Origin of the sequence: Flavobacterium mekongense, from assembly GCF_047038255.1 — a bacterium.
In the GTDB taxonomy this organism is placed as follows: Bacteria; Bacteroidota; Bacteroidia; order Flavobacteriales; family Flavobacteriaceae; genus Flavobacterium; species Flavobacterium mekongense.
Genome location: NZ_CP174374.1, coordinates 1,491,080 through 1,503,659, shown reverse-complemented (window position 1 = coordinate 1,503,659; position 12,580 = coordinate 1,491,080). Strand labels below are relative to the sequence as shown.

Sequence of the window (12,580 nt, the reverse complement as noted above, 5' to 3'; positions counted from 1 at the left end):
AACATCGCATAGGCTTTTTTATGACTATAATTAAAGCACTATGAAAAAGTATTTTTTACTCTTATTAGCAGGAATATCTGTTTCCTCATTACAAGCACAAGAAACCACTCCGGATGACGCCATCCGTTTGGCTGTTGACAATTTAACCGGAACTGCTCGTTTCAGAGCGATGAGCGGCGCCTTCGGATCATTGGGAGGGGATTTGTCTGCCATCAGTGTGAATCCGGCGGGTTCTATTTTTTTCAACAACAACTTTGCTACTATAACAGGATCCGTATATAATGCTAAAAATAAGTCTCGTTACTTTGGCACTTCAACCAATGACAACGACAACACTTTAGACATCAATCAATTAGGCGCTGTGTTTATCTTTAAAGAAAGTGGAAACAGCAAAAGCGGTTGGAATAAACTGGCCATAGGCATCAACTATGAAAATGCCAATAACCTTAATAATAGTGTTTTTTCGGCAGGAACAAATCCGTATAACTCCATTGGAAATTACTTTGTAAACATTGCCCAAGGTATTCCAACGAATGTTTTAACTGATTTGAATTTCTATGAGTTAAATTTTTATGAGCAACAAGCTTATTTAGGGTATGACACCTATATCTTTGAAGCTACAAATAATACCCCGAACAATACTTCGTATTATACCAACATCCCGACGGGAGGTAATTATTATCAGGAAAATCAGGTACTGACCACAGGATATAATGGCAAATTAACCGGAAACTTCTCGGCGGCTTATAAAGACAAAATTTTTATCGGCGGAAGTTTAAATTATCACTTTGTCAATATAGATAAAATATTCTCTATTTACGAAAGCAATAACAATCCGCTTTATGACACAGGCTCAACAATTTCTGAGATACTGTTCGAAAACAGATTATGGACTACCGGTTACGGATTCTCCTTTAATTTAGGAGCCATTGTAAAACCTATCGAGAGCGTTAGAGTTGGATTGGCTTACGAATCACCAACCTGGTTTCGTTTAACAGATGAGTTACAACAAGGTGTAAGTACTCGAAGCTTGAACAATCAAGACGGTATTGAATTTCCTTTCTCTTACCAAAATTCTGTTGTTTACTTACCTTATAACATTCAAACACCCGGAAAATGGACAGGAAGTTTATCGTACATATTTGGCAAAAAAGGACTTATCAGCGCCGATGTTTCTACCAAAAACTATAGTTCATTACGATTCAAACCAAAAAACGATCCCGGTTATGCAGGCTTGAACAACTTTATGAGTAATGCCTTAGATAATGCCATCGAAGTAAGAATTGGTGGCGAGTACCGAATCAAACAAGTAAGTTTAAGAGCCGGTTATCGCTTTGAAGAAAGTCCATATAAGGTTGACCAAGCGTTTGGCGATTTAACAGGATACAGCGGTGGAATTGGCTATAATTTTGGAGAAAGCAGAATTGATTTAGCCTATGCATATGATCATCGAAACAGAAATCAGGCTTTAATTTCTTCCGGTATGACTGACCCGGCCAGAATCAGCCGATACAATAACACTGTTACTTTTAGTTATTCTGTGAATTTCTAAAGACAATAAATCGAATTACAAGCCATCCTTTTCCGGATGGCTTTTTTATTGTGTCCTTCTAAACAAATTAGAAATAAAAGCTTAATTTTGCAGGCTTTCCCAATAATCGGAATTCAATCTATGAGAACGAAGTCATTAAAGAAAAACAAAATCAACGTCATTACCCTCGGATGCTCAAAAAACACTTACGACAGTGAAGTATTGATGGGACAACTCAAAGCCAACGGCAAAGAGGTGGTTCATGAGCAAGAAGGCAATATCGTGGTTATCAATACTTGCGGTTTTATCGACAATGCTAAAGCAGAATCGGTAAATACCATTTTGGAGTATGCCGATAAAAAAGAAAAAGGCTTAGTCGATAAAGTTTTTGTGACCGGCTGTCTTTCAGAAAGATACCGTCCCGATTTGGAAAAAGAAATTCCGAATGTAGACCAATATTTCGGAACTACCGAACTACCATTACTACTAAAAGCTTTGGGAGCAGATTACAAACATGAGCTTTTAGGAGAACGTTTGACGACAACACCTAAAAATTATGCTTATTTAAAAATTGCAGAAGGCTGCGACAGACCTTGTAGTTTTTGCGCTATTCCCATAATGCGAGGCAAACACGTTTCACAACCAATTGAAAAATTGGTAAAAGAAGCCCAAGGTTTGGCTAAAAACGGTGTAAAAGAACTAATCCTGATTGCCCAAGATCTAACCTATTACGGATTAGATTTATACAAAAAAAGAAATTTAGCCGAGTTATTGGAAAACTTGGTCAAAGTAGAAGGCATCGAATGGATTCGCCTGCACTACGCCTTCCCTACCGGTTTCCCGATGGATGTGTTGGAGTTGATGAAACGGGAACCTAAGATTTGCAACTACATCGATATTCCGTTACAACACATTGCAGATCCGATTTTGAAATCAATGAGACGCGGTACAACCAAAGCCAAAACCACTCAATTGTTGAATGATTTTCGCGCAGCAGTTCCCGGCATGGCCATTCGTACTACTTTAATTGTAGGCTACCCCGGCGAAACACAAGAGGATTTCGAAACGTTAAGAGATTGGGTACAAGAGATGAAGTTTGAACGATTAGGCTGTTTTACCTATTCACACGAAGAAAACACTCACGCTTATCTATTGGAAGATGATGTGCCCGAAGAAGTAAAACAAGCTCGTGCAGCTGAAATTATGGATATCCAATCGCAAATTTCATGGGATTTGAACCAAGAAAAAATCGGGCAAACCTTTAAATGCATCATCGACAGAAAAGAGGGTCAGTATTTTGTGGGCAGAACCGAATTTGACAGTCCGGATGTAGACAACGAAGTGTTAATTGATGCGGCCAATTTCTATTTAAAAACCGGAGAATTTGCCAACATCAAAATCATTGATGCTACCGAATTCGATTTGTACGGCGAACCGGTTTAATAACTTAAACTCAGTGTGGCTACTACGAAGTTTTTACCAAAAATTTCTGTATTTTGTGTAGCTCCGTTATGCGTATAAGATACTGTTAGCGGCATACTTAAATTATTTCCCAAAGCTATTGTTTTTGTGGTGCCTACACCCAAATTCACCCAAGAAACTTTGTCGTAGTCGGCATAGGTGTAATAAGCCGCTTTGTTATTAATCACAGCTCCAATAACGGGAGCGATTTCTATGTCTTTCAGAATCTTCTTCGAGGAATTTTCGAAAAAAGTAAAAGTATACCCCAATTCTAAATAGGTCGTGAAGTTTCGTTTAGGATGATCTCCGTTTGAGTCATACCGATAATCATTTCCGGCAATTAAGGTACTTATAGTAGCATTGAATGGATATCGATAGCCATCGGAAAAGTCAAAATACAGCATTGCATCAACTGTTTTTGAGCCATCAGGACCGTAATTAAAATAATTATTATCCACACCTGCTACTTTACTGACAGACGGCCAATAATAATCCCATAACTGCAATTGTAAAAATTCGGTCAACTGATAATAAAGATAAAAGTCTATCTCTTGATATCCTTTATAAGCTGAGACGCCATCAGGATAAAAATAGTCCTTTTTAAAATTGGTTGTGGCCCAAAAACCAAGCGTCAACTTGGGACTAAGCGTAAATTCCACTGTTGGTTGAACAGCAATGTAATCACCTCCCCAACATTGGCCGCGCCACAAATACCGACTGGTAACATCCAAATTTAAATAAAGTCTCTTTTCTGACTTCACTGCACTACTGTCTGATTCCGTTTGTTGTGAGAAAGCCGGAAATATGAGGAGGCACGAAACTGTTAAGAATACTTTTTTTTTAAATTTCATCAATGTTTTGGGATAGGTTTAGGTATTGGTCTAACAATTCAAACAAACGTTCTCTATTAAGCGGTTTAGTGATATAATCGGAGAAGCCGGCTTTTTCAATTTTGGCTTTATCTTCTGAAGATGAATAAGCTGTTTGAGCTATAATCGGAAGGTTAGGTCGTATTGGTTGGATTTGCTCTATCGCTTGGAAACCATCCAAAATCGGCATTTTAATATCCATCAACACCAAATCTATATAAGGATTACTCAAACAAATCTCAACCGCAACTTGGCCGTTAACAGCTCTTATTATTTCGAAGTTTTTGTGTTGCATCATCTTTTGAAACAACAAATAATTGATGTTATCATCTTCAGCAATTAAAATCACCTTGCGTTCTGATTTTGCCGTTCCACTTTCATTAACCGGACGAACCGTTATTTGCTCCACTTTAGCATATTGCAACGGAATGGAAAAATAAAAAGTTGACCCTTCGCCTACCTTAGAGGTCAAGGTAATACTACCGCCTAATAACTCAACATAGGCTTTTGAAATAGCCAATCCAAGTCCCAAACCTCCAACTTTAATGGAGATATCACTATCTACTCTTTTAAATCGGTCAAAAATATTCTTGTGTTCTACCTCATCAATACCCAAACCGGTATCTCTTACAGTAAAATGAATTAGTTGGTTTTGTTCATCGATTTCATAACCAAATGTAACCATACCTTTGTCGGTGAACTTGATAGCATTGGTCAATAGATTGATAATTACTTGCTTCAGCTTAATATCATCGGTAACAATATTAAATGCAGCCGGTAATGAACTCTTGATTAAAATAAACTCAATGTCTTTATTTTGGATGGTAACTTTGACGGTCTCGTACAATTCATTCATACAAGATTCAAGATTCACTTGAGTGTAATTAGGAATGATTTGATTCGAATCAATTTTAGACATTTCAATCAAGTCGTCTATGATAGAAACCAAATTTTTTCCGCTTTTTTCGATTACGGTAAGGTATTCCAATTTTTCCGTTTCTGTGATATCCGTATTTAAAATCAAATCGGTAAAACCATTGATGGCGTTCATCGGAGTTCTAATCTCGTGGGATAAGTTCGCCAAGAAAGCCGATTTCAATCGATCACTTTCCTCTGCTCGGATTTTTGCAGTAATCAATTCCATCTTTTGGTTGTTGTTCTCCTCAAATAAATTCCCGATGTAACTAAACTCCCCATTGGTTCTTTTCAATAACCTGATTGCCTTTTTATTGCCGGTCTCGAGTACTCTTCTTACCAAATACAACGGATAATAAACAAATTTTCGAGTGTAATAAAGATTGAGTAACAATATCACAAAAAAGGCAATAATGATCACATAGAGCAATCTGGTAGTATTTTCAAAATACACTTCAAAATCCCTTTGAAAAACCAATTTTCCAATAATTATTCCTGATGAATCTTTTAATTCAAACTCTGAACTAATGGTACTCTTTTCCGGTTTTAACCGATAATCGGAAGAAGCCAACTGAATCTTTGAGTTGGTGATGTGCTGAATACTTTCAATAAATTGATCGTCCATCAATCGAACCACAAAAAAATAACCCGAGGTTGGAGTTTTATTTTTCATCGGATCATCGGAGGCATGAATGGCTGCTCCGGTCACTTCAACTATTCCTTCGGGTATCTTTAAGTAGAATTTTTTTATTCCTTCCACATTTACAGCTTCCATAGCTGATTTTGGGATAAAATCAAGCGTCTTTATGGCCGGTGTTGGCGTTCTGATGATAAAATTTTTATCGGCATCATAAGCACCTAAATATTCCGCATCATAAATCTCTAACTCATTGCCAATGGTCTGATCAAACCAAACTCGGTCTTTGGTTTTTATAAAATTGACAAACTCATCCCAATTGGTATCATTGTTTATGGCTACCAATATTGGCTTAGATTCTAAATCAAGTAACTTGTGAATTTCATTATCAAAATGTTCTACCGAATCTTTATACACCTGTTGCTCCGCCTTTTTGGTGTAATAGAATAGTGCTAAGTATAAAATGATAAAGAATATACTCGAGGAGAATATCAGCCAAAGTATCTTGGGAAAATTCTTTTTGATTGTCATTTAATGCCGCTAACGGTTTAATTATTATTAATTAAAAGTATTGAAAATTTTGCAAAAAACTTGTCTGCCACAAAAAGAATATTGAAGTTTTTTTAGGGAATTACGGTTTGAACTTGTTAAACTCCTGAAAACTAAACGGAAATAACAATATGCCAACTGAAAAAAGCACTTTTGAACCATACAACAAATTTTACAAAATGAAAAGTTGTTTCTCTCTGATGTTCTTAGTTTTACAAACTCATTGTTTGGCACAGACTAACCTCATTAAAATTGAGGGCTACACTCAAGGAACGACTTATCACATCAGTTATTATGATAGCAATCAGCGTGATTTTCAACCCGAAATCGAAGCCATTTTGAAAGACTTTGACCAATCGGTCTCCACTTACAACCCTAACTCAATCATAACTAAAATCAACAACAACCAACCCAATGTAGTAGTTGATAAATACTTTATAGCCTGTTTTAAAAAAGCCAAAGAAGTTTGGAAGAATACCAATGGTGCATTTGACCCAACCGTACTACCTTTGGTAAATGCCTGGGGATTCGGGCCCGGAAAAAAACAAAAAATAGCCCCTGAAAAAATCGATAGCATTCTTCGCTTTACAGGCTTTAATCTGATTCGACTAAAGGGTAAAAGAATTGTAAAAAAAGATCCCCGTGTGGCTCTTGATTTTAATGCCTTTGCTCAAGGCTATTCCGTTGATGTAGTCTCCGCCTTTTTAAAATCTAATGGGGTTAAGTCTTTCATCGTAGAAATTGGAGGTGAAATATTTGCTAATGATGCTAAACCTAATGGCGACCCTTGGAAAGCCGGCATCGAAGAGCCTTACGATAATCAAGAAGAGGCTAATCCGAGCAGAGCCATCATAAGACTGCAAAATTCAGCCATTGCAACCTCGGGGAATAATAGGCAATACTTTATTGAAAACGGCGTGAAATACGCCCATCATTTAGACCCGAAAACAGGATATCCTACCAAAAACAATTTATTAAGCGCCTCAATTATAGCATCCAATTGTATTGCTTCAGATGCTTACGCTACCGGTGTTTTAGTGATGGGGTTGGAAAAGGCAAAATTATTTTTGAAAAAACATCCGGAGTTGCAAGCCTACTTGGTTTATTCAGACGAACAAGGTCGTTTTCAAGTGTACAAAACCGAAAAATTAAATACCATAATTGAAGAAGTTACCCCATAAAAAAAGCACCTTAAAGGTGCTTTTTTTATAAAGTTCTACAAGTTTTACTTGTTGACAATAACTTCGTAGTTAGAAACACCGTATGCATTTTGCAAACTAATCACATAATTGCCGTCGGCAAAGTGAGACAAATCTAACTGAACCGAATCGTTAAAATCATTGGGATTCAACTGTTGTTGATACAATGTTTTCCCTAATAAATCAAACACTCTAATGGTATCTACTTGGTTTTTCAAATCGATAGTAAAAACTCCGCTTGAAGGAACCGGATAAATCTTTACTACCGGACTAACAGCAGTATCGTCTACCGACAACGCCGAAGGTAACCAATGCAAAGTAACTCCTGTAATATTGGTATCGCCTGTAGGTGTTAGTGTTTGTTCAGTAGGTCCTTTGGTAAATGTAAAACCTATCAATTCATTGTGAATATTATTCGGACCATCGTTCCATGAGCTTTCCACCCAAATTTTATAAACGCCATCTGCAACCGTCGTTCCATTGGTTGTACCCACCACATTTTTACCATCCCAAGTTACAGTTTTTGCTCCAAAAGCAGTGGGAACAGTATTTGCTTTTCTGGTAGTACCGGTTAAGGCATCAGTAGTATTACATCCGGTGGTTGAAGGAGCTGCTACAGCAGTTACATTGCTACAACCGCACTTAGCGGCCCATGAAGGCAAATGGTCATCAGTTGAAGTAGAGACATAACGGCATTTGGTTTTTACAAAGGCGCCGGCAGCGGTTTCAATCCAAACTGCATATACATTACCACCTCCGGTTACTGAAGGACTGGTTGGCGTATTTTGGGTGTAGGTAAAAGTTAATGTTCCGGCTGTTTGCGCCACAGCAATTTCAGCCAAACAACATAGTACGATTACCATAAATAATTGTCGAAGTGTTGTTATCATTTTTATTCTTTTTACGATTTAGTTTCAAAAGGCAATTTCATCACAATCTTAGCTGTCGTTGCCAAAGTTTTTTTAGCTAACGACGGCACATCTATTTTGTAATCGGCCAACTTTACCACAAAAGTTCCCGATAAAACAAGCTTATCGCCCTCTCCTGTTAAGGTTATCTTAGTTTTTATCGGATTGGTTACACCGTGTATGGTTAAATCGCCTTCCACATCGTAGGTCCCCGATTTCCCATTGTATCCGATAATTTTACCTTTAAAAGTAGCTTTGGGAAGCTTATCACTCTCCATGTAATTTTCGTTAAAATGTTCCTCCATTAAGGGTGCCTTAAATTTGAACGATTTTACCATGGCTTGAACCACTATATCACCTGTAGCCTTATCAAACACTCCGGAAACTGTTTTATTGGTTCCGATTACTTCCTCCAAGGCTCCGGGAACAGTAGCATCAAACTTAATTTCGCCAGAGCGGGTAACCATCTTTTGTGAAAAAACAGCACAAGTCAGCAATAGCAATATCATTAAAATAACTCTTTTCATTTTCTTTTTTTATTATTGTTGAACATACCCTTGGGCAATCCACAGGTTAAACATATCTATTTGAACTTGCGGAATTCTACCGCTCGGAGGCATGATGCCGCATTCTTGACCGTCCATTTTACAAGAAATAGATTCTGCATAAGCTACCACATCGTCATAAGTTTCCAATGGAGAACCCGATTCGGTTCCATTTACACTGTGACATGATGTACAATGGGTGGTCATTATTCGTTTAATATTAGCTTCATAAGTGGGTGTATCGGTAAACCCTGAAACTTCTTCGTAAGTATTAGATTCACAAGACCCTAACACTAAAACTACTGCTGTCAAAAAAAATACTCTTATCGTTTTCATACCTAAAATACTCTATACATGTTAAACCCAAAATAAACACTTCCTCCATCCCAATTTCCGGAGGTGTTGGTAAAATAAGCCACGTCATTCATTGGTTGCGAATTAGAGAATACCAATTGAAAAACGTGACCGCCCGTCTCTATGTCAAACCCTAATGTCAGTGGATTGTGATAATAATCAGTCTCTACCGGATTGGTTCGGGCAGCATACTCCAAATTCAAACTAATGCGTTTAGACAGTTTACATCGACCTCCAACAGCCACTAAGAACTGATCTTTAGTTTCTGTTCCCGGCTGAATGTCGTATAAATTTTTGTGTACAAATACAGGCGTGATTTGCATCGAAAAAGATTCTGAAAATTTCGAAGAAATCAACAACTGTGTAGTGTAAGCAAATCGGTTGGTAGTTTTAAAATCGGGGTACAAATTCTCATCAAACTTTGAAGAATTAATATCCATAGTAGTGTAACCTACAATAGTAAAAGGAAAACCGCCTTCCATCTGATTGGCTAATCTTAACTTGGCGGAAAGTTCAAAAGTCTTATTGTAAGTGTGTCTCGACACTCCTAAAGACATCCAGTTGGTCACCCCGTAAATTCCTCCAATTCGCGTCAGAGCATTATCCAAACCGAAGAAATTATTAATCCCTTCTTTTAAATCTCCAAATCGGTGTGAAACCAAAAAATACCATTCGTTTTTGGCGTTCATTTTAGTCGACTGCATGTTGCAAATCTGCAATCCTTTAAAAGCAGCAGAGGTGGGAACTTTTTCAGTAGGAACAGAATCGAGTTCCTTCATCAAATCATCTTGAGCATTGGCCGAATGAATGGCAAAAAGCAACAAGAATAGGCGGGCAATTTTAAACACTTTCATCCTTATTTAATTGGTTATTAGATTACATTGATCCATTTTTACTTCCCCCAAAAGATCATCAAAACCCACTACACGGCCTTTTACGGTAACTTTTTGTCCAACCTTAAATGTTGTTTTAGTTGCTGTAAAATTGCAGTTTACTAACTGATCCAGTATAACCGAAGTTCCTTCTACTGAAGTAATTGTACCGGTTACCGCTACCGGTTTTTCCAGGTATTTTTTATTGGATTTATCAACATCGGCGGCAAACTCGTTGGCAATATTTGCAGCAGTTACTGTGAAGGCAGTGGATTCTGATTGAATATCTCTTTTTCCGCCATAGAAAATGTAATACCTAACAGCAAAAAAAGCAATAAGTAATACACTAACGGTTATCAATAAAATCTTCGTCTTTCTTTTCATAAGAAGTTGCTTTAAGAATTGTCTAACTTTTAAATCTGAAAAATTGGAAGATTTACTCTTGCAAAATATCACAGACTGCATTTAATAGCTAAACAGAGTACTCATATACAACCCTACCACAAAAAAGGAGAATTCAGAAAAGAAAGGTAAAAAAATACGACGAAAGGTAAAATTTATAGCATTATTAAGCCGTATTCTTTCAATTTTAAAACGGGTTTAGAGAACCAAAAAAGTTCAAAATCTTCGAACTGGGTTTCGAAATCAGATTTAGCTTGGCCAATGGTTGTATAGGAAGTATTATGGACAGACCATAAACAAAGTTGATGCAGCAACCATTCCCCTTTAAGTTTGTCTAAGACAATCTCACATTGGTCTTGCTTGTTATGAATTACCAATTTCATCATTTCCCAAGTGATTCCCTTTTTAGATTTTTGGAATATTTCAACCGATGGATTGTTCCCTAACCAAACAATCTTAGAAGAAGGTTTTACGTTAAGCGCTGTTTCTTGATTCAAACAATTCACAATAAAATCGGGCGCTATTGTAGTGCTTGGAATTTTAAAGTCGAACCATTCTTGCAAATCATAATCGAAACAAATGCCATGCATATAATTGAACAACGATTTTTTGAGTCCGAAGCTGAACTTGTCGTGATTGATTCCGGTTTTGTCTTTGAACAGTATATCGTTGTGGGCAAAAGTAATGTCGTTGACTTGCGGAATGACACCAAAAGCATCGGGTTCCATCCCAACCGGACTATGGGCTGTCATGGCAAACTGATGCCAAAACCCGGATTGTAAAACCCCGGCTTCAAATAACTGCCGAACCATTTCCAAACTGTCAACCGTTTCCTGAACTGTTTGGGTTGGATATCCATACATTAAATAAGCATGAACCATAATGCCGCTCTCCGTAAAGTTCCTGGTAACTTGGGCCACTTGAGCCACGGTAACCCCTTTTTGGATTAACTGCAACAGCCTGTCGGAAGCCACTTCTAAACCACCCGAAACCGCTATACAGCCGGAAGCCTTGAGCAACTCACACAAATCTTGGGTAAAACTTTTCTCAAAACGGATATTGGTCCACCAAGTCACCGATAGTTTTCGGCGAAGAATTTCCAAGGCCAATTCCCGCATCAATGCGGGCGGTGCCGCTTCATCTACAAAATGGAAGCCCGTTTCTCCGGTTTGCGCTACAAGTTCTTCCATACGGTCAACCAAAAGCTTGGCCGCTATAGGTTCGTAAACCTTAATATAATCCAAAGAAATATCACAAAAAGTACATTTCCCCCAATAACAGCCGTGTGCCATGGTGAGCTTATTCCATCGGCCATCGCTCCATAAACTATGCATCGGATTGGCAATTTCTATAACCGAAATGTATTGGTCTAACAACAAATCGGAATAGTCCGGGGTACCGACTTGACTTTGTTTATAATCGGGTTTTGAGGAATTGTTACAGTAAACCACCGAATTATTCTCGAGAAGAAAAGTTCTTTTAAACTCGTTGGAATTTGGATTGGCAATATTGGAATACAACAGTTCTACAGGTAATTCTCCATCGTCTAAAGTGATGAAATCAAAAAATTCAAAAACACGTTTGTCCTTTAACTCTCGTAATTCGGTATTGGGAAAACCGCCACCCATGGCCACTTTAACTTTAGGATGATGCTTTTTTATATATTGGGCACAACGAAAAGCACTGTACAAATTACCGGGAAACGGAACGGAAAAACAAACCAATTTCGGTTGAACGATTTGCAGCTTACTTTCTAAAATTTGAAGCGTGATTTGGTCGATGTAAGTAAAGTCATTTTGAAGATAATCGTATAATTCATCAAAAGTATTGGCACTTCTGCCTAAGCGCTCGGCGTAGCGACTGAAACCAAAATTTTCATCGACACATTCCACTATAAAATCGGATAAATCTTCGAGGTATAACGTGGCCAAATGTTTGGCTTTATCTTGCATTCCCATCGAACCAAAAGCCCATTCCATATCGTCCAACTGCTCAAATCGAGAAGCTTGCGGCAGAAAGTTACCACTGCAAATTTGTCGGGCCAGCGTTTGATTTTTTCCTTGCAGAAAATCCATCACTGCCTCTATAGTTTGTATGTAATCGGCTTGTAAAACGAAGATTCTTTCAGAATTGAGAGTTTGCGGTTGGTCACAAATTTGAAAAACTTCTGTAAGCCCTTTTTTTGAAAAAATCGCAGCAATAACCTCAATTCCTAAATCGGATTGAAAAGCTGAAATGCCTTTGGTATTCAAAAAACCTTTCAAATAAGCCGTGGCCGGATAAGGCGTATTGAGTTGGGTAAAAGGTGGCGTTATGAGTAAGAGGTCTTTCATTTGTG

Annotated in this window: 11 protein-coding genes; 3 read left to right on the top strand and 8 right to left on the bottom strand. The window is 37.8% G+C overall.

Annotated elements, in window-relative coordinates; genetic code table 11:
• Nucleotides 1–40: 40 nt before the first annotated feature.
• The gene (locus ACJG85_RS06380) at nucleotides 41–1,552 is read left to right on the top strand and encodes an OmpP1/FadL family transporter (RefSeq protein ID WP_409677192.1); all 1,512 of its coding nucleotides are present in this window, start codon (nucleotides 41–43) and stop codon (nucleotides 1,550–1,552) included.
• Between the two features lie 120 nt (nucleotides 1,553–1,672).
• Nucleotides 1,673–2,974: a 30S ribosomal protein S12 methylthiotransferase RimO gene (rimO, locus tag ACJG85_RS06375; RefSeq protein ID WP_412463601.1), complete on the top strand. Its 1,302-nt coding sequence runs from the start codon at nucleotides 1,673–1,675 to the stop codon at nucleotides 2,972–2,974.
• Here rimO and ACJG85_RS06370 read toward each other — a convergent pair.
• Both ACJG85_RS06370 and ACJG85_RS06365 read right to left on the bottom strand, forming a co-directional pair.
• Nucleotides 2,971–3,843 carry a hypothetical protein gene (locus ACJG85_RS06370; RefSeq protein ID WP_412463600.1) on the bottom strand — a complete coding sequence of 291 codons (873 nt, stop codon included), beginning with the start codon at nucleotides 3,841–3,843 and terminating at the stop codon, nucleotides 2,971–2,973. The genes rimO and ACJG85_RS06370 overlap by 4 nt on opposite strands.
• A complete protein-coding gene (locus ACJG85_RS06365) occupies nucleotides 3,833–5,944 on the bottom strand; it encodes an ATP-binding protein (RefSeq protein WP_409677186.1) in 2,112 nt (703 codons plus the stop codon). The genes ACJG85_RS06370 and ACJG85_RS06365 overlap by 11 nt, the downstream gene beginning before the upstream one ends.
• Nucleotides 5,945–6,093: 149 nt before the next feature.
• Between ACJG85_RS06365 and ACJG85_RS06360 the strand changes: the two genes are divergently transcribed.
• Nucleotides 6,094–7,143, top strand: coding sequence for an FAD:protein FMN transferase (locus ACJG85_RS06360; RefSeq protein WP_412477179.1), 1,050 nt, complete (start codon nucleotides 6,094–6,096; stop codon nucleotides 7,141–7,143).
• Nucleotides 7,144–7,187: 44 nt separating this feature from the next.
• On the opposite strand, the gene ACJG85_RS06355 is transcribed toward ACJG85_RS06360, so the two are convergent.
• From ACJG85_RS06355 to ACJG85_RS06330, 6 genes are all read right to left on the bottom strand, one after another.
• Nucleotides 7,188–8,051: a T9SS type A sorting domain-containing protein gene (locus tag ACJG85_RS06355; RefSeq protein ID WP_409677182.1), complete on the bottom strand. Its 864-nt coding sequence runs from the start codon at nucleotides 8,049–8,051 to the stop codon at nucleotides 7,188–7,190.
• 11 nt (nucleotides 8,052–8,062) lie between these two features.
• A complete protein-coding gene (locus tag ACJG85_RS06350; RefSeq protein WP_409677180.1) occupies nucleotides 8,063–8,596 on the bottom strand; it encodes a YceI family protein in 534 nt (177 codons plus the stop codon).
• A gap of 12 nt (nucleotides 8,597–8,608) precedes the next feature.
• Nucleotides 8,609–8,950 carry a hypothetical protein gene (locus ACJG85_RS06345; RefSeq protein ID WP_409677178.1) on the bottom strand — a complete coding sequence of 114 codons (342 nt, stop codon included), beginning with the start codon at nucleotides 8,948–8,950 and terminating at the stop codon, nucleotides 8,609–8,611.
• A gap of 2 nt (nucleotides 8,951–8,952) precedes the next feature.
• Nucleotides 8,953–9,822, bottom strand: a complete 870-nt coding sequence (locus ACJG85_RS06340) for a DUF5777 family beta-barrel protein (protein ID WP_412477178.1) — start codon at nucleotides 9,820–9,822, stop codon at nucleotides 8,953–8,955.
• Between the two features lie 6 nt (nucleotides 9,823–9,828).
• Nucleotides 9,829–10,224 carry an OB-fold protein gene (locus tag ACJG85_RS06335; RefSeq protein ID WP_412477177.1) on the bottom strand — a complete coding sequence of 132 codons (396 nt, stop codon included), beginning with the start codon at nucleotides 10,222–10,224 and terminating at the stop codon, nucleotides 9,829–9,831.
• A 173-nt stretch (nucleotides 10,225–10,397) separates the two neighbouring features.
• Nucleotides 10,398–12,575, bottom strand: a complete 2,178-nt coding sequence (locus ACJG85_RS06330) for a B12-binding domain-containing radical SAM protein (RefSeq protein ID WP_412477176.1) — start codon at nucleotides 12,573–12,575, stop codon at nucleotides 10,398–10,400.
• Nucleotides 12,576–12,580 lie beyond the last annotated feature (5 nt).

Coding starts and splice junctions, on each gene's coding strand:
- ACJG85_RS06380 (WP_409677192.1), top strand. CDS start 41: ATGAAAAAGTATTTTTTACTCTTATTAGCAGGAATATCTGTTTCCTCA.
- rimO (WP_412463601.1), top strand. CDS start 1,673: ATGAGAACGAAGTCATTAAAGAAAAACAAAATCAACGTCATTACCCTC.
- ACJG85_RS06370 (WP_412463600.1), bottom strand. CDS start 3,843: ATGAAATTTAAAAAAAAAGTATTCTTAACAGTTTCGTGCCTCCTCATA.
- ACJG85_RS06365 (WP_409677186.1), bottom strand. CDS start 5,944: ATGACAATCAAAAAGAATTTTCCCAAGATACTTTGGCTGATATTCTCC.
- ACJG85_RS06360 (WP_412477179.1), top strand. CDS start 6,094: ATGCCAACTGAAAAAAGCACTTTTGAACCATACAACAAATTTTACAAA.
- ACJG85_RS06355 (WP_409677182.1), bottom strand. CDS start 8,051: ATGATAACAACACTTCGACAATTATTTATGGTAATCGTACTATGTTGT.
- ACJG85_RS06350 (WP_409677180.1), bottom strand. CDS start 8,596: ATGAAAAGAGTTATTTTAATGATATTGCTATTGCTGACTTGTGCTGTT.
- ACJG85_RS06345 (WP_409677178.1), bottom strand. CDS start 8,950: ATGAAAACGATAAGAGTATTTTTTTTGACAGCAGTAGTTTTAGTGTTA.
- ACJG85_RS06340 (WP_412477178.1), bottom strand. CDS start 9,822: ATGAAAGTGTTTAAAATTGCCCGCCTATTCTTGTTGCTTTTTGCCATT.
- ACJG85_RS06335 (WP_412477177.1), bottom strand. CDS start 10,224: ATGAAAAGAAAGACGAAGATTTTATTGATAACCGTTAGTGTATTACTT.
- ACJG85_RS06330 (WP_412477176.1), bottom strand. CDS start 12,575: ATGAAAGACCTCTTACTCATAACGCCACCTTTTACCCAACTCAATACG.